Raw genomic sequence first — 21883 nt, 5'->3', positions numbered from 1 at the left:
CACAAATTTTCAGTTATAAGCGACTATAGATTTATATCATCATAAAAAAGTTCTACTTTTTTTACTGGTATGGCGCATTGCCATTCAATGCCTTCTTTACAGGAGAATTTATCGTTATCAAAAGAAATAATGTGCCTTAGCGAATCATATTCAGTGCTATCGATACTAGCCATCGCCTGCTCGTCGCTCTCATTACTGACCGCACATAAAACCTGCTTATCCCCTCGTGCTAGCATGGCACAAGTCAGCCCACTACCTCTCAATCTGGTACTCATAAACTATCCTTTATTTTCAATAAGTTATAGATTTCTTGCTATATCATATAGATATAGAGACACTATATAGTATTGATTTATAGTCTCTTTAGTATTTAAGTGTATATGCACGTTAACTCGTCGCATCCATCGCTTAGTGTTTTTTAATTTTAAAGGGCTCTGAGAATTGTAAAATCAAAAAGCCAACGACCGATAATATAATGGCAATCTCATAACGACCGTAAGCCACCGAAATACCGATGGCACCCGTATTCCATAAGCTCGCTGCCGTGGCAGTGCCCTTTGAGCCTTTTTCATTTTTAAAAATCGCCCCACCACCGATAAATCCCATACCTGTGATAATGGCATACATGATTCTCGCTTCACCAGTAGCATCATAAATATCCATACCAACCAACATGAACGCGCATGACGCAATGGTTACCAGTGGAAACGTCCTTAACCCCGCGCCGTTGTCTTTCATCTCACGATTAAGGGCAATCGGTAATGACAATATAAAGGCGATACCCAACTGGAAAAAATGATAGCCCATCAGCTCTAAATCTATATCGAATCCAAACATCGTTATCACCTTTTCATATTAAGAAAACACCCTTAAAGTCCAGTTTCGGATAGCGTCAGTCGCTAAGTAAACTTGGCCATTATTTTGCTTTGTTGATTGCCTCAACCGTCTGTTGTGCCATTTGATAGCAACTTTCGATATTGCCTTGTCCGCACCAATCACCACTGACAATCCATTGATGAGACTCGTCTATCAAGATGCCTAATACTTCTTTATCACTATCAGTGACAGTGGCGGCATAACGCCAACGATGGCAATCTATTTGGCTAGGAGCATGGTCATCGTTCCAATTCAATGCTTGCTTGGCAGCTATTAATAACTGCGCTTTGATCGTCTCCATATCGTCATCGATATGCTGCTCTGACCAGTCGTTGCGCGCATGAATAGTGACACTGGGTAGTAGGTCATCGCGAGCAGGTTTTTGGTGTTCGATAAATATTCTATCGAGTATAGAGTGATTGAGATAAGCCACATCCCAGCGTGGCGCTGCTTGAGCGCTTAACATTTTTGGTAATGTATCAAAATTATCCCAACCCAGCATCAGCGTATAACACGCCAGCATTTTTTGCTTAGAAATCTTGGCTTGCTCAGCAAAGCCGCTCTCTGCCATTAGCTCTATGGTCTGACCATTAGGCGCGGTACATATCACCCAGTCAAAGTGACCTATACTCGCACCAGTCTCGTCAAATAGCTCAGTTTTTTTATCAACCTTTGCCGCTAGAGAATTATCATATTGAGCCAATGGCGCAACGCGGGTTTTAAATTTTATGGTGCTGTACTGCAACTCATCAGCCAGTGTACGCCCCCAACTGGTCATTTTTGGCGTACTGATATAGCGGGCTTGCATGGGGTTCCATTGCTCTTTAATGTGAATATCAGGCGATTGAGTATCATGATTCGCTGGTGTTAAATCGATCACCTGCGCGCACCATGGCTGTAGCAATCCCGTCTCTAACCAAGGCGTAATGAATTGCTTAAAACTTGCCGTCTTAGCCGTAAAAAACTGTGCCCCAAATGCCCATTGCCAGTTTTTACCAGTGGGGCTATCAGTACGATATCGAGTGGCTAAACGCCCTACGCTACGTGACTTTTCAAAGACAGTAATTTGCGGTAAGGGTGTTTGCTCACTATCTTGTGCTATGTTTTGAGCAAAGGCGCGCTCTAATAATGTAGCGGTAAACAGCCCAGTCAAACCACCACCAATGATAGCGATTTTTGGTGATTCTGTAGCGACAGCGGGCAAAGAGTGATTGGTCATAATGACAGCAGGCCTCATATAATGTTTGATAAAAAAGGGAGTGATAATAGTAGGAATGTTTTCGACAGTATGGTTATCGTTAGATAAGATGGTTATAGAAAGTATTGAACCTTTAAATTTTGTTGATATCAATATCGTCTGCGTAAAAAAGCCATGCTAGTTTTCATAACATGACTTTTCTGAACGCTAATCGTCTATTTACTGAACGTGCTTTTAATCGATAATTTAGCCTACTCTCCTCGCGCAGCTTTGACTACCTCAACCAGCTGATTAATCACCGAGCTATCCGCAAGAGTAGACAAATCACCCAAACCTACATATTGCCCTGCCGCAAGGTTACGTAAAATACGGCGCATAATTTTGCCCGAGCGGGTTTTGGGTAACGCTTCAACGATATGAATAGCATCCAAATTGGCAATCGGACCAATCTCAGCGCGAACATGTCGATTCAGCTCAGCCTTTAGCGCCTCTGTCTCTTTTTCACCCGATTTTAGAATAATAAAGGCACAAACGCCCATGCCGCGAATCTCGTGCGGCATCCCGACAATGGCGGCCTCCGCTGTCGCAGGATGCGCGACCACGGCACTCTCAATTTCTGCTGTTCCCAGACGATGCCCTGCGACGTTAAGCACATCATCGACGCGACCCGTGATCCAGTAATGTCCATCTTCGTCACGCTGCGCCCCATCACCAGTGAAATAATAACCGGGATACTCACTAAAGTACGTCTTTAAAAAACGCTCATGGTCATTATAAATAGTACGCATTTGCCCCGGCCAACTGCTGTTAATTGCCAAGTTTCCTTCAGCAGATCCTTCTAGCATAGTACCGTCACTATCAACAATCTCTGGTTTGATACCGTACAAAGGATTCATCGCTGCGCCCGGCTTAAGGGCGACCGTGCCTGGTATCGGTGCCATGAGGATGCCGCCTGTCTCAGTTTGCCACCAAGTATCTACAATCGGACACTTGCCGCCGCCGACGACATGGTAATACCAGTCCCATGCTTCGGGATTGATCGGCTCGCCGACTGTTCCGAGTAGTCGCAAACTTGAACGATCAGACTCCCGCACAAAGACATCGCCCTCCTTCATCATCGCTCGAATCGCCGTCGGTGCAGTGTACAGAATGGTCACATCGTGCTTATCGATAATATGACCGATGCGTGCCCATGTGGGATATTCTGGTACACCCTCGAACATCACCGTCGTCGTACCGTTGGCAAGCGGTGCGTAGGTTGCATAAGTATGACCTGTGATCCAGCCTACGTCCGCAGTACACCAGTAGACGTCATCGTCTTTAATATCGAACACATCTCGAAAAGTAGAGAGAGCATAGGTGATATAGCCGCCCGTGGTATGCAGCACACCTTTAGGTTTGCCAGTAGAGCCAGAGGTATACAACAAAAATAGCGGGTCTTCGGCATTCATAACTTCTGGCTCGCAATGTTCTGACTCGCCATCGACCAAGTTATGATACCAAACATCACGGCGACCACTCATCGGTACAGAATTGCCCGTACGATGAACGACAATGACGTTGGTGACGCTGTCAGTGCCATCCATATCTAGTGCCCGATCGACATTGGCTTTAAGCGGCGTATGCTTATTACCACGTAAGCCTTCATCAGCCGTAATGATGATTTTTGAGCGACTGTCTATCAGGCGATTACCCAAGCTCTCAGCAGAAAAGCCACCAAAGACCACGGAATGTACAGCGCCAATACGCGTACATGCCAGCATCGCTATCATTGCTTCAGGTATCATCGGCATATATAGGGTTACGCGATCGCCTTTTTTGACCCCAAGCTTACGCATAGAATTACCCAAGCGACAGACCGCTTGATGTAGCTCTTTAAAGGAGATGATTTTGTGCAGTGAAGGGTGATCGCCCTCCCAAATAATGGCAGGCTTGTAAGGATTTTTTTTGACATGTCGGTCGAGACAGTTGACAGAGATATTCAACTCGCCGTCCTCAAACCATTTTATGCGAAAATCATCCAAATCATAGTTAACGTCGCTGATTTTGGTCGGTTTTTTTATCCAATCGATCAGCTCGGCACGCTTCGCCCAAAAAGCATCATTAGCCTGAGGTGATTCGATAGATTTTTCATAGTCTTCGCGGTATTGTTCGGCGGTAGTATTGGCAGCAGCGATAAATTCGGCTGCAATGGGGAATGATTTTTGAGTCATCGTATTTGTCCTTTTTAATTATTATGACCTGCACGCATAACGGTCGAAAACGACTGCCTGTACAGGTGATAAGGGTCATCTTCCATAATGTGTGACACTTAATGGTTAGTTTGACAAATAAGCAGAACGGTTGCAAGGTATCAACAGCCATTCATAACAATATGCCTATATAGCGGTATACTTGCTCACCCATGATAAAATTTATTGACGAGGTGTGGTTTTGCATCTACTCGCTTTTACTATTGGTATTGACCAATTTAAAACATTTTTTGATTTTGGCATAAACAAAGGCATCACCGTCCAGATATCAGATAATGATATGACATTTAATCCTTGTAACCTTGTATGAAATATGGACAATAGCTACACGCGAGATACGACGCCAAAATACACCCTTCACCAAACCCTCTTATTGACCTGCTGCTATAAAGATAAGCAATCGGCGTTGTTGATTCGATGACGGATTTGGTGGCTGGTTTTTAAACCTATTATTTTATGAGACTACCATGAGCAATCTGCGCAATGCATCACAATACACCCACTATGATGTCATCATCATCGGCGCTGGCGCGTCAGGGCTATACTGTGCGCTCACAGCGGGTCGTCGTGGTCGCCGCGTACTGGTATTAGACCATGCCAATAAAGCGGGCAAAAAAATCCTCATGTCAGGTGGTGGACGCTGCAACTTTACCAATTATTATGTGGAGCCTGAGCACTTTATCGGTGCCAATCAACATTTCTGTAAATCCGCGCTCAGTCGTTATCCCAGCTGGGAATTTATTGGTATGGTGGCAGCACATAAGATCCCTTACCATGAGCGCGAACATGGTCAGCTATTTTGTGATGATTCAGCGCAAGATATTTTGACCATGCTCCTCGCGGAATGTACGGCAGCTGGTGTACAAGTAAAGCTAAATGCGCAGATTGACAGTGTACAAGCTATCGAAAATGACAAGAACGCCAAATTTGAATTACTGACCAGCAAGCAGTTTAGTAAAAAAGAAAAGCAAGAGAGAAAAGAATCCGCCAATCAAACAAAACTGCCGCAAACAGGCTACCGCTGTGAGTCACTCGTGGTCGCCACGGGCGGACTGTCTATTCCAACGATGGGAGCCAGTGGTTTGGGATATGAATTGGCGCAGCAATTTGGGCACACGCTGATCGCAACCGATGCCAGCTTAGTGCCTTTTACCTTTACGGATAAAACGGGTGAGCTTATCCGATCTTTGGCTGGTATTAGTTTGCCAGTCATCGCTAGCAATGAGCGCATCTCTTTTAAATTGCCTATGTTGTTTACCCATCGCGGACTGTCAGGCCCTGCTATGCTACAACTATCAAACTATTGGCACACTGGCGAGACCATTAGTATCAACCTGCTGCCAAATATCGACATAACAGCGCTGCTCCTGGCGCACAAAAAATCGCACCCAAAGCAACTGATTCGGACGGTCATCGCGGATTATACCGATAGCGGCGATGACAGTAATAAGTTACCAAAAAAACTGCTTGCCGCGCTACAAACGCACCTTTGGGACGATATCAAAGACACCGAACTTGCCAATATTAAAGATGAGCGGCTGACGGAGCTTGGCGCGACTTTGAATGGCTGGCAGCTCAAACCCTCTGGTACAGAAGGCTATCGTACCGCTGAGGTGACCCGCGGCGGCGTAAAAACTGATGAAGTCTCCTCAAAGACCATGCAAAGTAACATGCAAGAGGGCTTATACTTTATCGGTGAAGTGCTGGATGTTACTGGTTGGCTTGGCGGTTATAACTTCCAATGGGCATGGGCCAGTGGCTTTGTCTGCGGTGAAGTGGTTTAGCCTCATTTAATCATAACGATTTAGCATTGTTTAATCATGAACAGTGCCATGGCTAAATGCCCACCACGCTCTAATGAGATATCCCTATTTTTATTCTACTTAAGTTGCCTTTTATCTACATTAGTCCTTGATAAATTATTAAAATAAACACAATATAGGTAGCTATAAATGTAGCGTAACTTAACAGAACTTTTTTATTAAAAAACATGTTTCGTCTGACGAGGTAATAAATGCGTCCTATTAAAAATATTCATGGTGATAAAGCGCCGCACTGGGTAGGTGACGGCTTTTATGTAAAGACCTTAATCAACCATCTTGACGATAATCCTCATTTTAATTATAGCCATACCGACCCTTTTTTATTATTTGATTATGGCAAACCGACGACCTTTGATCCGAACCCCCATTATAAAACACAGCCGCATGGAGTCGGACAGCATCCACACAAAGGCTTTGAAACCGTCACTATCGCCTACGAAGGTGAAATCAGTCATGCCGATTCAGTGGGCGGGCAAGGGATTATTCAAAAAGGCGATGTGCAATGGATGACCGCAGGTCGTGGCATCATGCACGAAGAGTTTCATTCGGAGGCTTTCGGTCAACGCGGTGGGATCTTTAGTATGGTGCAACTGTGGGTTAACTTGCCAAGTGCGCACAAACTGACCGACCCAAACTATCAAAGCATCAAACGGGCAGATCTGCCTATCGTTGAGTTGATCGACAGCAGCAACCCTGACCACCAAACGACGATTATTGGTAAGGCGGCTATCATTGCTGGTGTGTGGCAAGAAATAACAGGCGCGGCAAATACCTTTACTCCGATTAACTTATGGGATATTGAGCTGGATACTGCGGGCGCGACGACGCTAAAAGTGCCCAACACCCACAATACGCTACTGCTAGTACAAGAAGGTGAGCTACTGGTCAATGGTACGTCAGTCAGTGCCGGTAATTTGATTCAATTTGATGCGCCAACTCAGCACCGTACTGATGACCAAGCTCAGCAAACACTGGCTACTGATAACATTGAGCTGCATTATCCTGCTACCGAAAATGGCGAGCAAGCACCAGTCAAGCTTTTACTATTAAGCGGCGAACCTATCGGTGAACCAGTCGCAGGTTATGGCCCCTTTGTAATGAACACCCAAGAAGAGCTCCGCCAAACGTTTCGGGATTACCAAACGGGCAACTTTGTTAAATAGTTAAAATACAGGCATCAAAAAGCCACCTGACGCAGACCGTCAGGTGGCTTTTTATTATGTACTTATGTATCGGCTAACGGTGAGGGTATTTTTAACACACCTTAAGGTTAGCTAATCATAAGGGCAGCTGATCATCCATTATGCTTGATTCAGGAACGGATAATCGGTATAGCCTTCAGTACCACCACCATAAAAACTCTCTGGATGCTGCTCATTGAGCGCCGCCCCTTCTCGGATACGCTCAACCAAATCAGGATTGGCGATATAATCACGGCCAAAAGCAACCGCATCGATATAGCCTTCCTTGATATTTTTCTCCGCTTTTTCAGCAGTATAGCCACCAGCAGCGATGATCATATTACCAAAAGCATCACGGACACGCTGACGGAATGCATCGCTATAAGGCGTGCCACCTGCCCAATCAGGCTCAGAGAGATGCAAATACATCAGACCACGCTTGTTGATCTGTTCAACTAGCCAGATGTTTTCGTCTTCGTTGTAGCCTGCTTCTACATTGTTAAACGTGCCAAGTGGCGAGATACGAATACCCACATGATCAGCATCCCACGCATCAACACAAGCATCGATGACATCAAGAGTCAGACGCGCACGATTCTCACGGCTACCGCCATACTCATCATCACGCTGGTTGGTTTGCTCAACCCAAAACTGATGCAATAGATAACCGTGTGCACCATGAATCTCTACCCCATCAAAGCCTGCTTCTTTAGCATTTTTGGTCGCTTGGGCAAAATCAGCGATGACTTGCTTAATCTCATCAAGTGTCGCTGGACGTGGCGTGGTCGCTTCAACGCGAATGGCGTGGTTATTGCTATCACGCAATGACGTACGCACACCGACATGCACATCAGACGCTGAGATCGGCGCTTTGCCATCAGGCTGCACGCTTTCATGCGCGACCAATCCTGTGTGCCATAACTGCACCACAATCTTGCCACCTTTGGCATGGACATTATCAACGATGGTTTTCCACGCAGTGATTTGATCTTGGGTATGGATACCCGGCGCGCCAGCATAGCCTTTTGCCTGAAAAGATACCTGCGTCGCTTCAGTAATAACAAGCCCAGCACTCGCACGCTGTGAATAATACTCTCCAGCAAGTGCCGTCGGTACATCACCAGGTTCGATCGAACGCAGACGTGTCAACGGTGCCATGATGATGCGGTTTTTTAGGGTTTGCGTACCCATTTTTACGGGTTCAAATAAATTATCGTGTGCCATAAAAAGCCTTGTTTGTTGTTATAAAACCATAATGATTGGTTTGTTATTAATGAATAAATAGCGCGCTCGTTTTTTAATACGCTATTTATAATCCGTAGTCTTTATAGGGGGCAAACGTGATAATTCCAAGGAAAAATGACCAACAAAAATATTAATATGGCATGATATCGGTATTGATAATACTCATTATTCAACGCCTCTTATTAGCCTATTAAGCGAATGGCTTTAATCATTGAAAAACATAAATAGTAAAATAATATTATTTATCAATAACGTGTACTCATAACCTCTCAGTCAAAAGTCTACTTGGAGCGTGTTGAACGATGACCCAATCGAGATTTTTACAACTTGAGCATCTTTTTAATGGACAACTCTAAAGACAAGTAAGTGCCAAACAATATCACCATCGAGCCGATGATCGCAGGTGTGTCCAATGCTTCATCAAGCAATAAGTAACCCAATATAATCGCAAAAATCGGAATCACTAAGGTAATACTGGTTGCACGCATAGGACCAATACTTTTTATCAATTGATTCATAAAAATCAAGGCAATGGCGGTTGAAAATACGCCGATACAAATGACAGAAACCCAAGCAGTAAGGCTAATGCTTTTACCATATGGGAATTCGTAGACTGCTATCGGCAACATGATAGTACTGGCAATGATAAGCGAACCTGCGGTAATTGCCACTGGCGAGACACTGTATAAGTAGTTTCTGGTGATATTGGCACCGACGGCATAACCGACACAGGCCAATAACGCATAGCCCATTGGTAGCAACCCGGAACTTGACTCAGCGCCCTGCCCGCTACCGCCAAATAAGTTTTCACTCATCAAAATAATCACACCGATAACACCGATGACTAAACCGAGAAGTTGTGTTCTTGACAGTCTGTCTTTAAAAAAGGTGCTGGCGATGAAACCGCTCATCATTGGCACAGACGCATTGAGCACCGCCAACACCCCTGCGTTTACCGAGCGCGCTGAAAATGCAAACAGGATAAAGGGAATAGCCGCAGAAAATAATCCAACCAGCGTCAACACTTTCCAATTATCCCGTATACCCTCTCTGTTTTTTGGGCTGATCAAGACAAAAACCAGCATGGTCAGCCCAGCCAAGACCACACGAAGGCTGGCAAAAGCTAACGAGCCAAATTCAGGCACGCCGATACGATAAAAAATAAAAGACAGCGACCACATAAAGGATAAGGTGATAAAAATAATGAGGTCGCGGTTAGACATGGGGTGATCCTATCAAGCGTTAGACGATTGCTCCTTACTTATAAAATGGCTATTTATGAACTTCTCGTTATGAAATGATTGTTATCAACAAATTCATCATAAAAGCGCAGTTATAAAAGGCTCAGTCGTAAAAAGTATCGTGTGATAAAAAAACCTCGATGATAACTTTTTAATTGCTCGATTGATGTTGTATTTTCTGTATTTATCACTGATTTCTTCTACAAATTTACTTTATCCAAAATAAAGTCAATATCCTTATCGCCGCGCCCTGACAAATTGACCAAAATCGTCTCATCCGCTGACATATCCTTGGCGATTTTCATCGCATAAGCGATGGCATGTGCCGACTCTAAGGCAGGAATAATACCCTCAAGGCGCGACAATGCCATAAACGCTTCTAAACATTCAGCATCAGTCGCCGACTCATAAGTGGCCAGTTTTAAATCTCGCAGATGCGAATGCTGTGGTCCAACCCCTGGATAATCAAGACCAGAAGCAATTGAATGTACGGGAGCTGGCTCGCCTTTTTCATCGAGCAGCACGTAACATTTAAAACCATGAATTTCGCCTTTCACGCCCAGTGACATCGTCGCCGCATGATTAGGAGTATCCAGACCTTCGCCTGCGGGTTCTACGCCTATTTTTTCTACATATTTATCATCAAAAAAGCCGCTAAACATACCAATAGCATTAGAGCCGCCGCCAATACAAGCGACCACTTTATTAGGTAGCTTACCCGTCGTCGCTAAGAACTGCGCCCGCGCTTCATGTCCGACCACTGACTGAAAATAGCTGACCATTTCAGGATAGGGCGCAGGTCCCAGTGCCGAGCCAATCGCAAACATGCTAGTATCAAGCTCATTCAAATAAGTCTCAAAAGCGCTATCGACTGCTTCTTTTAGCGTACCCGCGCCACGCGAGACTGGTACGATATTGGCACCCAAAATCTTCATCCGGCTGACGTTTGGATGCTCCTTTTTAATATCCACCACACCCATGTGAATCTCACACTCCAAACCCATCAATGCTGCTGCCGTCGCTAATGCTACGCCATGTTGCCCCGCACCCGTTTCCGCAATCACCTTTTTTTTGCCTAATTTTTTGGCTAATAATACTTCACCCAAACAGTGATTAATTTTGTGCGCGCCCGTATGATTTAAATCTTCACGTTTAAAATAAATCTGCGCGCCGCCGCAATGCTCCGTCAAACGCTGCGCATGATAAATAGGACTTGGACGACCAACATAGGTCTCACGCAAGCGCTTCATCTCAGCGATAAAATCGTCATTTTTAATGATTTCACGAAAGCCTACTTCGATTTCTGCCATGGCTTTGGCCAGCTCAGGATGACCAATTTTGCCACCAAATTCGCCATATAAACCATCGTTATTCGGTAGTATTGATTGATGTAAACCGTAGCCAGCTGCTGTATTTTGCGTTGTCATAGTTAAGCCTTGTTATTTTAAATGGAGTATTAGTATTGGCATTTTTGCCGAATTATTTAGCATTTTTAGTAATAAAAATATTTTGATGTATTTGTGTTCTAGTACATTGAAACAAGATGATAAGCGAAATTCTCTATTCGGTCAAGTTTACACGTCACTCTAAAAATAATTGACTAAGTAACTGGCTGAGTTATTGACTAAAAGCTGGCAAGAATAATCAGTGAATGAAAGCCCGATTTATCTATAAGTATTACAGCAATCGCTTGACTGAAATACTAACGCAACCTATGTTTGCTAATATGATGCTCGCTTGGCTTAGCGCACCTTTGCAGTCTAAAGCTAATATTATTTCATACGGGCTTTTTAGCTTAAATATCAAATTAGGATACACCATGCAACGACGCCAGCTGATTAAAGCCATGGGTTTAAGCTTAGGCGCTATCAGCACCTCCGCTGCGGTGAGTGGTTGCCAAACGCTTGCCAAGCAGCCAAAGCTACCAAGCAAAATTACTCAAGCTGGGCATTTTCCTAATATCATCGTTGGTAGTGGCTATGGCGGTGCGGTATCGGCGCTACGGTTGAGCGAAAAAGGTCATAAAGTGTTGATACTTGAGATGGGTATGCGCTGGGACAGAACACCCGAACATAATACCTTTTGCAAAATGATTAGCGCTGATAAACGCTCAAGCTGGTTTAGCAATATGCCAAACGCCCCTATTCCGATTCCCATTCCTATCAGAAAATATCCTGGGGTTTTAGACTTAATCGAATACGATAATATGAAAGTCTTTGCAGGGCGTGCTTATGGTGGCGGCTCTATCGTCAATGGCGCGATTGCCATTCAGCCAAGACGCTCGCACTTTGAAGAAACGTTTCCTTGGATTAATTCTGACGAGATGTACGATACCTACTTCCCTCGCGCTATGAAAGAATTAAAAGTCAGTCAAATACCCGAATCGTTTTTTAATCAATCCGAGCACTACGAATTTACTCGTTCAGCTGAACGCCAAGCAGAAAAGGCGGGACTAAAAACAGAGTTTTTCGGTAATAGCTACGATTTTGACTATATGCAAAAGGAAGCGCGCGGCGAAGTGTATAAATCCGCGCTCGGCGGTGAAGTCATCTATGGCAACAATGCGGGCAAATTTTCATTGGATTTAACCTACCTAAAAGACGCTGAAGCCACGGGCAATGTCACGGTCAAAACCTTGCGCAAAGTTAATACTATTCAAGCGCTTGATAACGACCAACTGCGTTTAGAAGTCCATGTTATCAATAAGACTGGCGGTGTGGATAAAGTTGAGCATTATACCTGCGATAAGCTCTTCCTTAATACTGGCAGTACGGGCACCTCAGAGCTACTATTAAAAAGCCAAGCCGAAGGGAGGCTAAACAACCTAAACGAACACATCGGCAAACATTGGGGACCCAACGGTAACATCATGACAGGGCGCAATTTCGTCCATGCTGCTGGCACCACCCAATCTACCATTCCGGTCAAAGGCATCAATATGTGGGACGGCGATAGAGGTGGCTCAAAGTACAAAATCTTTGCCGAACTTGCGCCCTTACCATTGGGACTTGAAACGTGGACAACGCTATATCTCGCCATCACTGACAATCCAGAACGCGGCAACTATTACTATGATAAAACCTCAAAAACCGTCAAGCTCAACTGGAAACGTGAACAAAACGACTATTCCGTAAATGCTGCTAAAGAGCTGATCGAAAAACTCGCCAAAGTAAATGGTGGATCAACTTCAAGTTTGCTGTTTACCAAAGGCTTCGGTGATAACTTCTGCTATCACCCACTTGGCGGCTGCGTACTTGGCAAAGCGACTGATGAGTTCGGTCGCGTCAAAGGGCATAAAAATATCTACGTGCAAGATGGGGCGTTAATCCCTGGTAGCGCTGGCGTCAATCCATATGTGTTTATCACGGGACTTGCTGAGCGGAATATGGCGACTATTTTAAAGGAAGATTTTGGGTAGGTTGTTAGAGTTTTAGGATTTGGTTAGATAGAAAACGCTCTTGAGGGGCGTTTTTTTGGGTTTGTAGAAGTTATTTGATTTTAGGCTCTTTCCGATATTACCCATCATACCAACTGGAAATGTCTACGCTGAATTGGTTGAGATTAATGACACTACCTAATGGCTTCTTAAATAGTACTTCCATCTCACTGTAAACAGGAAATGAAATTGGAATTTCGGCCCCATTATCTTTACGACGATCAGATTCTGATCCATATAGCAAAATCACATCTATAAGTGCTTCGACACTCATTACTAGTGAATTTGCACCAACCTTAATAACATGAATTTTTTCTGGTGTTATTTCTTCAATATACTGATGGGTTGATATTTCTATCAACTCGACCACCGACTCACTATTTATTCGTTTAATCAGCATTTCATCAATATTCTCGAATATCTTATCTGCTACTTCTTTTCTAAGCTCGTCAATCTTTTTAACAAAACCTAGTGTTACAGAAAGATACTGCTCTGCCGTTTTTTTAGTTTTTTCTGTTGAACTATTAAACTTCGATTCTTCTATATGAGTAAATTCACTCAAGTCATTTATGATGTCTTTTAGTTCGTTAGAAACATCATCCACTTCATCAATATAAAGCTTTTCAATTACGTAAAAATCAGAAAGACCACCTTGTATCGCGAATTTTATTCGATGTTTTCGAGTGATTCCGTTAGATGATGTCCCATCTGGTCTAAACCATTCACATTTTCTAAGCTCATTATCTGGCGCTAGTCTATGTAAAACATGCCTTGTAAGTTCACGCAGTGCATAAGCAAAATTATTCAACCTCAGTGCGTTAGGAGTTAAAAGGTTAATAAAAGCAGAATTCAATAATTCTTTTTCAAAACCATCAAGAAGTACACTGTTAATTTTTTCCTGATACTCATTTCTTAAAGATTCCATTTATATTCCTATATAAAATCGTTATTAACTTTTCCACTCACTCATTCTTTGTCGAGATATTTCTACTGCACTCTCAGAGAATAGTTCAGGATAGCGAAGTATTACTGCTTCGAAAGCATAGGCTTCCAAGCCCATCTCTAATAATGCGGTATAACCTTTTGTCTCAGATTTACGATCAACAGCGCGCTCGACAGCATTAATTATTCCGTATTTTTGAATCATTGGCCAAGTTCTAGATGCGCGTGTTTTCTTACCATTTTTGGCACTTAGCACCTCTTCATAAGCATAGACTGCTTTTATAGCTTCTTTCTCTGCCGACGTTTCAGCACCATAGTTTTCAGCTTTTAAGTGAATAGCTCGTTCTTTTGCTTGTTTTACCAAATCTTCTCTGCCTGCATTCAAAGCATTTTTAGCAAAAATCTCACATTTCTTAGGAGTGTCTAAGTTTTTTATCCTTTCATCCATAACCAAATCTCTTCTTATGCATCAGTTAGCTGGTTTGAACCAATGCTATTTGTTACTTAATATCAGTCGTAATCATAACAGAAAGACTAAAAATAAGTTAACTTCTTAAAACTTCAGACTTAAACCGCTCCCATACCACACACCCATTGAATTCCAACCACGCATCGGCAACAATGACAGTATCTATTGATAACATTCAATCTAGAATAATTATTCGAGAAAAAGGACAAACAATGAAACTGCGCATCTTAAAATCTAGCGTTACCAACCCTTGGTTTAACCTCGCGACCGAGGATTGGATATTTAATACGCTCAATCCCGACTCGCACACGCTATTCTTATGGCGCAATAGCGAGACCGTGGTCATTGGGCGCTCGCAAAACCCATGGGTGGAATGCAAAATCGATAAGATGGAAGCCGACAATGTGTTTTTGGCGCGGCGTCAGAGTGGCGGTGGCGCGGTGTTTCATGATTTGGGCAATACCAACTTTACCTTTTTATCGCCCAAAGCCGACTACGATCAAGCAGCGAACTTTACCATCATCATCAATGCGCTAAAAAAGTTGGGCATAGACGCGGACTTGTCCGGTCGTAATGACATGCAAGTCGGTGATAAGAAAATATCAGGTAGCGCCTTTAAACACGCGGCTGATCGTAGCTTTCATCATGGCACATTACTAGTGAACGCTAACATGCAGAAGCTCGGCGATTATCTCAATCCGCATCCACTTAAGCTCAAAGCCAAAGGCATCAAGTCCGTGCGCGCGCGCGTCGCTAATTTGGTTGAGTTTAATGAAGACATCAATCACGAGACTTTATCCGAGGCAATTATCGAAGCGTTTTGTGAATACTATCGCGACAAAGATTATGGCGACACTACGCCAATAGAAGCGTTGGATGAAGCCAGTCTCGCGCAGCAGCCATCATTAAATAAATACTATGAGCAAATGGCAGATTGGGATTGGCGCTTTGGCAAAACACCTGAATTTTCCCATCATATTGAGACACGCTTTGATTGGGGTATTATTGACTTGCACCTTGATGTGAAGCAAGCAGTGATACGCGATGTGGTTATCTTCTCTGATGCGCTAAACGTTGAACTGATTGACCAGTTAAAAGCTGCCCTGACTGGCGTTAAATATAATAAAGAAGCTATTAAAGCCAAGTTGGACGAATTAGGTAAGACTCATCCTGATTTGGCAGCGCAGATTGATGACGTGTCTGTGTGGCTGCTTAGGGAAATGGAAGGTTAGATTTTTGCTTGTTATTAATAATGAATAAAGAGACTCAATTCCCTCTTGTATCCAATTGCTCAAACGCTTTTATGCTTTACGCTGACTGAGCTTGCCGTATAATTTATACCTTTAAATAAACTTAAGTTTGATATTTTACGCTGTAGCCATCTATAATGTGATGCAAATAATAGAATCGCTATAACAATCCAAACTTTAAACGTTTAAGCAAGGTAGCACTATGGCAGCCTATATCACCGTCGGCGCAAAGACCTCTCACGGTGGGACGGTCATCTCCGGCTCACCGCACACCACTCATAACGGCATACCTGTCTCGCGTAAAGGTGATAAAGTCATCTGTAAAAAATGCAAAAAGGTCACCACTATTCTTAGTGGTGATGCATTCTTTATTGTCGATGGCGCACCTATTGCTCGCGGCGGCGATGTCACTAGCTGCGGCGCTAAACTGATTGCTAGTCAGCAGTCTTTTGCGGAGTCGGGTTTTGACGTAGGTAGTATTGAGCAGGCAGCGCCTTTGCAGTTTGCGAAGTCGGATATGAGTAATTCGTTTGTAGATGATAATGAGGAAGAACTTGAAGAAATTCACTTTGCTATTGAAGTAATTGAGTTCAACCATGAAGAAGATTCCATAAGTAACTATGGTTCAGAAGGTAACTCTAGCAATATTGCAGTCGATGAATACAATAATGATGGAGATTATTTAGGTAGCTATAATCTAGCAGATAAACCTAGTGATCTATTGGTTTCTGATTCAACTTGGTATAAAGAAAAAGGTATGGGAAATCAGCTCTCTGCTCTTGCGTCAGATTCGTATCAAGCAGCTGTTGATACTGTAACTTCATATTGGGGTGGCACTAAAAAGAAAGGGAAAGAGTTTGGTGAAAACACGGTCAATGTTGCCAAGCATACTAAAAATGCCATGATTATAAACCTTGGCGTTATAGAAGCTGGATTAAAGGATTTTCCCCAAAGAACTAAGGCCTCGGCAGCAACTGCCATGCTACGATTCGGTCAAAGATCGAACGTAGACTTTGTATATATAGCAGGTGGCGCAGGCGTTAAACATTTTGGTATTGATATAGGAATGTCTGTAAACGTTCATAACGGAAAAGTATATGAACCTGCAATCGCAAATGCTAATGTCAATACTAATAAGGCGCCATCCATTAGTGTTCAGGTAGGGGTTGGACGTATTATAAGTAGTAACATTAAAGATGACGCTAGAGCTACAGATGCCATCCTATCAGGTAAAGGACATTCATATTCTATTGAAGTTGGTCCAGCAACTGCTGCCATTGAAACGACTGATGATGGTACGACCTTTGCAGCAAGCGGTAGTGTTGGTAAAGGTTGGACCATTAAAGGTTCTAATGGCAGCTCTTCTATTGGTGCTAGTAAAGGCTCTACAAATATGGAAGAAGCAACTAACATGAAATACAACTCTGCAAGAAATATAATCAAGTATGTAGGAAAATAATCAGTGAAAATAAGAGGTGAAGAATACAAGTTATCCCATATCTTATTTATTGCTTTCGTTTTTGTTTTCTTCATATTATCTATTAAAACAGAACCGAACAAAGAGCTTGAAGTATATCGACAAGAACTAACAGAGAAGGAAGGTTGGTTGCTTTCCGAAATGAGTAAAATCGCGATCTTTCTAAACTTTGATGAAAGTGAGTATGATTATACTAACCGTGAGGTTTGGTTTTATTCTTGGTATTACGGTTACGACTTTAATGAAGGTAAATTATTAAGGCTAAAACATAGTCTGATCGAAAGAGGTTGGACAGATATGACTAATCGAATGGAAAAGCACGATTATACAACTTTAGTTACAGTAAAATCTGATGAGATAGCTAAAAATATCCAAATCTTATGCAATGATAAAGCCACTATACTTTTGTATATGACAGATATGCAAAAAGACCCTGATTACAAGTCTACTAAAGTTAGAACACTGATTGAACTTCTCTATGACTATAGTTCACCTTGTTATGATTTGATTGAAGAACAGTATGAAAATTCTAGCGATATAGAACTAAATAATTAGTATCACTTTCTAAAATTTAATAACGAGAACATATAAAAAATAAACTGTTAAAAGGATATCTAATGTATCAAAGAAAAACTACTACTCTAATTAAGTCTTTACTATTAGCTACTTTATTATCAAATATATTAATCGTTTCTGCTTGTTCAGCGGAGTCATCAAACACTCCTATACTGTCAAATCAAAGCACTCCTGCTGAGATATACGAACTTGGCCTTGCCTACTATGAGGGTAACTCAGTTCCTCAGGATTATGAAAAATCTTTTAGCCTATTTAAAAGAGCTGCTGATCAAGATTATGCTCCTGCTAAATATGATCTCGGTACTATGTATTATGAAGGTATTGCTGTTGAGAAAGATTATAAAAAAGCATTTAAGTGGTTCCAACAAGCTGCTAACCAAGGGTATTCTAAAGCTCAATTCAATCTCGGTGTTATGTACCATGAAGGTATCACTGTTGAAAAAGATGATCTAAAAACATTTAAATGGCTTCAACGATCTGCTAACCAAGGGGACGCCGACGCTCAGCATCATATAGGCGTCATGTATCATGAAGGTATTGGTGTGGAACAAGATTATAAAAAAGCAATGGAGTGGTATGTATTAGCTGCTGATAATGGATCTTTTGATGCTCAAAACAATATTGGCAATCTTTATGAAAACGGCTACGGCGTGACGCAAAGCTATACCAAAGCATTGGATTGGTACAAAAAAGCTGCGGCTCAAGATCTGGATTTAGCACAACTTAATATCGGTGGTCTCTACGAAAACGGCTATGGCGTCCCTCAAGACTATGACACAGCTTTTGAATGGTACAAAAAGGCCGCCGATCAAGGCAATCAAGAAGCCAGCAATCGCATTGGTAGATTGGTCATGAATGATAAAATCGACGATGAAGGTATCGTTATTTATAGCACTCAAGAAACGGGACTCACATTGGGCGATCTTGAAAACATGAGCCAATGATAATGACGGTTGTATGAGTGAGCAGTAGCTATCTCACACAGTTATTAACTGACAAAATGTTTAATCGCTCCGTCACCCTATCAAACTATCTAAAATAGTTTCGACCTCAATAGTATGCTGCCCCAAGTCTGGCTTTAAATATAAAGCTTTTATCAGAGGTAGTAAGCTCCGGCTCACCGCACACCACTCATAACGGTATCTCTGTCGCGCGTAAAGGCGATAAAGTCATCTGTAAAAAATGCAAAAAGTTCACCACTATTGTTAGTGGTGATGCCTCCTTTATTGTCGATGGTGCGCCTATTGCTCGCGGCGGCGATGTCACCAGCTGCGGTGCGAAGCTGATTGCTAGTCAGCAGTCATTTGCGGAGTCTGACTTTAATGTGGGCAGTATTGCTCAGGTAGCGCCTTTGCAGTTTGCAAAGTCGGAGCCTGATGTTTTATTTGGGAATAGCTTTGCGAGCACTAAAGGTTTATATATAGATTTAAAAGATAATAAGAGTACAGTTTAAGATAGTGGTATTGATGGTAGTAAGTTTTCGGTAAAGATTGTATACAAGCTTTTAATGAGATTAAATCTACTCCGCAAGGGCAACATATAATCTCTGTTATTCAGAACGATAGTAGTATTTATAGAGTTTCCATCGAAACAGTAAATTCTGGAGGCTTAGGATTAACAATAATAAAAAAAGAGCCTATGATTCTTAATCAGCATGAGTCTTGGAAACTGTGGGAGTCGGATGGAATGGTTGATAAAGATATGATTACTGTGAAAATCAACATGAACGTTTATGACCCTTACTTTGTTCGCGCAGATAGTAAAAGTATAGATAGTAAGGCTACAGGTGTTTTTAAACCTACTTTAACAAGGGTAATGGCTCATGAATTAGGACATATAAAAAATTATGTAGATACAGGCAAAACAGATTATAAACATAAAGCTATAACCTATGAAAATACAATTATGAGAGAGCTTGATGACAACTCTATTTTAAGACATCCAAGTGCAAGACACATCAGATACTAGACAATCCTACGAAGAAGCGAAATTCAACACGCTAGCACACTTATATGCTGAGTATTATAATTCTCATGTTGAATTCTATATGCTATATCACGGTGATACTTGTATTAATAAATCAAGAGAAGTTTGATATTGATTATGGTATTACACTATCTGATTACTTGATAAGTCATCGTCAAACTGATCCGAGATACGTAGGCAAGCTGATAATCAGGAAAATATAATGATAAGAGTCGCCTTTACTTTATGCGTATTAATAATAATTGCATCATGTACCTCTAACGATGATATTGATCATGAGCAGACACGTATTGTTTCTCAAGACCATGACAAGTCCATAATAGACAGCGAACTTTCATCATCAGAAAATTCGACAGTTTACGAATATGAAGATTCTAAAACCATTTTACGTCATGTTACTGATAGATGGGAGACCCCTATAAGCCCTGCTAAAAAAGAAAAGAACTATCAATCTTTACTCAATCTTGAAAAAAAGGGAGATATAGAGTTTGCTCAGCACAACTATGGTACGGCATGGAATAGGTATAGTATGGCTTCTATTCATTATCCGTCGCCTAAAGTACTAGTGAAAGCTGGTGACGCACAGATGAGTCATATTTTAAATCACTTTGAAACTATATGTGATTGTGATAGTAATGATTTACCAGAAGACATAAGAAGAAAAAATTTTCAGTTAGATTACTTGCAGTATATTATTAGAAGAGAATATGGTTTAGCACTTGATTTCAACCGCTACCCTAAGAAAAACTACAACAATGAACAAAGTCTAAATAAAGAACAAGAGCAACAATTAATCCAAAAAATTAAATGTCTAAATGAGAAACTTGATTTTGAAGGTGATTCAGCCGATGTTCCAATTTTAAAACCATGTCTTGATTGACCAATCGCAAAAAGAGGTCGATTGTATACCTGTAGCAGAAGGTAAAACTTATGAGCAAGTGAGTCCGAATCAGCCTGTTCAATAGCATTTTCTAACGAGGTTTTAATGCATCAAAGAAAAATCACCCCTTTAATTCAGTCTTTATTACTGGCCACGTTATTCTCTAGTGGCTTGATGGCTGCTGCTTGCTCAGCCGAATCATCAAACATACCAGTACTATCAGATCAAAGTACCCCTAATGAAATGTACGAACTCGGCCTCGCCTACTATGAAGGCAACTCAGTTCCTGAAGATGATAACAAAGCTTTTGAACTGTTTCAAAAATCTGCCGATCAAGGCTACGCACCTGCTAGACATTATCTAGGTATTATGTATTATGAAGGGCTGGGCGTAGATCAAAATTACCAAAAAGCATTTGAATGGATCAAGCAAGCTGCAAACCAAGGATATGCTAATGCTCAATTCGATCTTGGAGTTATGTATCATGAAGGTATTGCTGTTGAACAAGATGAGATAAAAAAACTTGAATGGTTTCAACAAGCTGCTAACCAAGGATACACTGATGCTCAATTCAATCTCGGAATTATGTATCATGAGAGTATTGGTATTGAGCAAGATTATCAAAAAGCAATGCAGTGGTATCTACTAGCAGCTAACAATGGATCTTTTGACGCTCAAAATAATATTGGTAATTTTTACGAATACGGTTATGGTGTGACGCAAGACTATGACAAAGCTTTTGAGTGGTATACCAAAGCGGCTGACCAAGGACTAGATGTGGCACAACTTAATATTGGTGGTCTCTACGAGAATGGCTATGGCGTCCCTCAAGACTATGACACAGCTTTTAAATGGTACAAAAAAGCCGCTGACCAAGGCAATCAAGAAGCCAGTAATCGAATCGGTAGATTAGTCATGAATGGTAAAATCGATGATACAGGTATCGTTATTTATAGCACCCAAGAAACTGGTCTCACATTAGGTGATATTGAAGATATGAGCCAATGATAATGATGGCTGTATGAGCCAGTATTTTTTTAGCTCATACAGC

At 42.0% G+C, this 21883-nt stretch carries 20 protein-coding genes; 11 read left to right on the top strand and 9 right to left on the bottom strand.

Annotation, left to right across the window (positions count from 1 at the left end; all coding sequences use genetic code 11):
* Positions 1-23 precede the first annotated feature (23 nt).
* From JMY05_RS12355 to acs, 4 genes are all read right to left on the bottom strand, one after another.
* Positions 24-275, bottom strand: coding sequence for a hypothetical protein (locus JMY05_RS12355; protein ID WP_045443335.1), 252 nt, complete (start codon positions 273-275; stop codon positions 24-26).
* Between the two features lie 133 nt (positions 276-408).
* Entirely contained in the window at positions 409-837 is a 429-nt protein-coding gene (locus tag JMY05_RS12350; RefSeq protein ID WP_045443333.1) for an MgtC/SapB family protein, read from the bottom strand.
* 79 nt (positions 838-916) lie between these two features.
* Positions 917-2095, bottom strand: a complete 1179-nt coding sequence (locus JMY05_RS12345) for an NAD(P)/FAD-dependent oxidoreductase (protein WP_045443330.1) — start codon at positions 2093-2095, stop codon at positions 917-919.
* 230 nt (positions 2096-2325) lie between these two features.
* Positions 2326-4287 (bottom strand): acetate--CoA ligase, encoded by a 1962-nt coding sequence (acs, locus tag JMY05_RS12340; protein ID WP_201615233.1) that lies wholly within the window; start codon positions 4285-4287, stop codon positions 2326-2328.
* 506 nt (positions 4288-4793) lie between these two features.
* On the opposite strand from acs, the gene JMY05_RS12335 reads away from it, so the two are divergent.
* Entirely contained in the window at positions 4794-6110 is a 1317-nt protein-coding gene (locus JMY05_RS12335) for an NAD(P)/FAD-dependent oxidoreductase (RefSeq protein ID WP_045443326.1), read from the top strand.
* A 230-nt stretch (positions 6111-6340) separates the two neighbouring features.
* The gene (locus tag JMY05_RS12330) at positions 6341-7312 is read left to right on the top strand and encodes a pirin family protein (RefSeq protein WP_045443323.1); all 972 of its coding nucleotides are present in this window, start codon (positions 6341-6343) and stop codon (positions 7310-7312) included.
* Between the two features lie 138 nt (positions 7313-7450).
* On the opposite strand, the gene JMY05_RS12325 is transcribed toward JMY05_RS12330, so the two are convergent.
* The 3 genes from JMY05_RS12325 to trpB form a co-directional block, all read right to left on the bottom strand.
* Entirely contained in the window at positions 7451-8554 is a 1104-nt protein-coding gene (locus tag JMY05_RS12325; protein WP_045443320.1) for an alkene reductase, read from the bottom strand.
* Between the two features lie 341 nt (positions 8555-8895).
* Positions 8896-9798: a DMT family transporter gene (locus JMY05_RS12320; RefSeq protein WP_201615232.1), complete on the bottom strand. Its 903-nt coding sequence runs from the start codon at positions 9796-9798 to the stop codon at positions 8896-8898.
* Between the two features lie 218 nt (positions 9799-10016).
* Complete coding sequence (gene trpB, locus JMY05_RS12315; RefSeq protein WP_045443317.1) at positions 10017-11243, bottom strand: tryptophan synthase subunit beta; 1227 nt, start codon at positions 11241-11243, stop codon at positions 10017-10019.
* Positions 11244-11635: 392 nt separating this feature from the next.
* Here trpB and JMY05_RS12310 point away from each other — a divergent pair, with 392 nt between their 5' ends.
* The gene (locus tag JMY05_RS12310; RefSeq protein ID WP_045443782.1) at positions 11636-13234 is read left to right on the top strand and encodes a GMC oxidoreductase; all 1599 of its coding nucleotides are present in this window, start codon (positions 11636-11638) and stop codon (positions 13232-13234) included.
* Between the two features lie 97 nt (positions 13235-13331).
* On the opposite strand, the gene JMY05_RS12305 is transcribed toward JMY05_RS12310, so the two are convergent.
* A complete protein-coding gene (locus JMY05_RS12305) occupies positions 13332-14177 on the bottom strand; it encodes a hypothetical protein (RefSeq protein ID WP_045443315.1) in 846 nt (281 codons plus the stop codon).
* A gap of 24 nt (positions 14178-14201) precedes the next feature.
* On the bottom strand, positions 14202-14642 hold the full coding sequence (locus JMY05_RS12300; RefSeq protein WP_045443313.1) for a hypothetical protein: 441 nt from the start codon (positions 14640-14642) through the stop codon (positions 14202-14204).
* Positions 14643-14875: 233 nt separating this feature from the next.
* Here JMY05_RS12300 and JMY05_RS12295 point away from each other — a divergent pair, with 233 nt between their 5' ends.
* The 8 genes from JMY05_RS12295 to JMY05_RS12260 all read left to right on the top strand — a co-directional run bounded on the left by JMY05_RS12295 (position 14876) and on the right by JMY05_RS12260 (position 21840).
* A complete protein-coding gene (locus tag JMY05_RS12295) occupies positions 14876-15895 on the top strand; it encodes a lipoate--protein ligase (protein ID WP_045443311.1) in 1020 nt (339 codons plus the stop codon).
* Between the two features lie 220 nt (positions 15896-16115).
* The gene (locus JMY05_RS12290) at positions 16116-17372 is read left to right on the top strand and encodes a PAAR domain-containing protein (RefSeq protein WP_201615231.1); all 1257 of its coding nucleotides are present in this window, start codon (positions 16116-16118) and stop codon (positions 17370-17372) included.
* A 3-nt stretch (positions 17373-17375) separates the two neighbouring features.
* Complete coding sequence (locus tag JMY05_RS12285) at positions 17376-17945, top strand: hypothetical protein (protein ID WP_045443307.1); 570 nt, start codon at positions 17376-17378, stop codon at positions 17943-17945.
* Positions 17946-18007: 62 nt separating this feature from the next.
* The gene (locus JMY05_RS12280) at positions 18008-18910 is read left to right on the top strand and encodes a tetratricopeptide repeat protein (protein ID WP_201615230.1); all 903 of its coding nucleotides are present in this window, start codon (positions 18008-18010) and stop codon (positions 18908-18910) included.
* A 128-nt stretch (positions 18911-19038) separates the two neighbouring features.
* A complete protein-coding gene (locus JMY05_RS14080) occupies positions 19039-19419 on the top strand; it encodes a PAAR domain-containing protein (protein ID WP_201615403.1) in 381 nt (126 codons plus the stop codon).
* Positions 19420-19652: 233 nt separating this feature from the next.
* Entirely contained in the window at positions 19653-19934 is a 282-nt protein-coding gene (locus JMY05_RS12270) for a hypothetical protein (RefSeq protein WP_201615229.1), read from the top strand.
* A gap of 220 nt (positions 19935-20154) precedes the next feature.
* Positions 20155-20832 (top strand): hypothetical protein, encoded by a 678-nt coding sequence (locus JMY05_RS12265; protein ID WP_201615228.1) that lies wholly within the window; start codon positions 20155-20157, stop codon positions 20830-20832.
* Positions 20833-20937: 105 nt separating this feature from the next.
* Entirely contained in the window at positions 20938-21840 is a 903-nt protein-coding gene (locus JMY05_RS12260) for a tetratricopeptide repeat protein (protein ID WP_201615227.1), read from the top strand.
* The last annotated feature ends 43 nt before the right edge of the window (positions 21841-21883 follow it).

The sequence above is a fragment of the Psychrobacter sp. JCM 18902 genome (assembly GCF_904846615.1).
Classification (GTDB): Bacteria; Pseudomonadota; Gammaproteobacteria; order Pseudomonadales; family Moraxellaceae; genus Psychrobacter.
This window is presented reverse-complemented; position numbering and strand designations above follow the sequence as displayed.

Bases quoted from the DNA above. Each gene is read 5' to 3' on its own strand.
- JMY05_RS12355 (WP_045443335.1), bottom strand. From the start codon at position 275: ATGAGTACCAGATTGAGAGGTAGTGGGCTGACTTGTGCCATGCTAGCA.
- JMY05_RS12350 (WP_045443333.1), bottom strand. From the start codon at position 837: ATGTTTGGATTCGATATAGATTTAGAGCTGATGGGCTATCATTTTTTC.
- JMY05_RS12345 (WP_045443330.1), bottom strand. From the start codon at position 2,095: ATGACCAATCACTCTTTGCCCGCTGTCGCTACAGAATCACCAAAAATC.
- acs (WP_201615233.1), bottom strand. From the start codon at position 4,287: ATGACTCAAAAATCATTCCCCATTGCAGCCGAATTTATCGCTGCTGCC.
- JMY05_RS12335 (WP_045443326.1), top strand. From the start codon at position 4,794: ATGAGCAATCTGCGCAATGCATCACAATACACCCACTATGATGTCATC.
- JMY05_RS12330 (WP_045443323.1), top strand. From the start codon at position 6,341: ATGCGTCCTATTAAAAATATTCATGGTGATAAAGCGCCGCACTGGGTA.
- JMY05_RS12325 (WP_045443320.1), bottom strand. From the start codon at position 8,554: ATGGCACACGATAATTTATTTGAACCCGTAAAAATGGGTACGCAAACC.
- JMY05_RS12320 (WP_201615232.1), bottom strand. From the start codon at position 9,798: ATGTCTAACCGCGACCTCATTATTTTTATCACCTTATCCTTTATGTGG.
- trpB (WP_045443317.1), bottom strand. From the start codon at position 11,243: ATGACAACGCAAAATACAGCAGCTGGCTACGGTTTACATCAATCAATA.
- JMY05_RS12310 (WP_045443782.1), top strand. From the start codon at position 11,636: ATGCAACGACGCCAGCTGATTAAAGCCATGGGTTTAAGCTTAGGCGCT.
- JMY05_RS12305 (WP_045443315.1), bottom strand. From the start codon at position 14,177: ATGGAATCTTTAAGAAATGAGTATCAGGAAAAAATTAACAGTGTACTT.
- JMY05_RS12300 (WP_045443313.1), bottom strand. From the start codon at position 14,642: ATGGATGAAAGGATAAAAAACTTAGACACTCCTAAGAAATGTGAGATT.
- JMY05_RS12295 (WP_045443311.1), top strand. From the start codon at position 14,876: ATGAAACTGCGCATCTTAAAATCTAGCGTTACCAACCCTTGGTTTAAC.
- JMY05_RS12290 (WP_201615231.1), top strand. From the start codon at position 16,116: ATGGCAGCCTATATCACCGTCGGCGCAAAGACCTCTCACGGTGGGACG.
- JMY05_RS12280 (WP_201615230.1), top strand. From the start codon at position 18,008: ATGTATCAAAGAAAAACTACTACTCTAATTAAGTCTTTACTATTAGCT.
- JMY05_RS12270 (WP_201615229.1), top strand. From the start codon at position 19,653: ATGGTTGATAAAGATATGATTACTGTGAAAATCAACATGAACGTTTAT.
- JMY05_RS12265 (WP_201615228.1), top strand. From the start codon at position 20,155: ATGATAAGAGTCGCCTTTACTTTATGCGTATTAATAATAATTGCATCA.
- JMY05_RS12260 (WP_201615227.1), top strand. From the start codon at position 20,938: ATGCATCAAAGAAAAATCACCCCTTTAATTCAGTCTTTATTACTGGCC.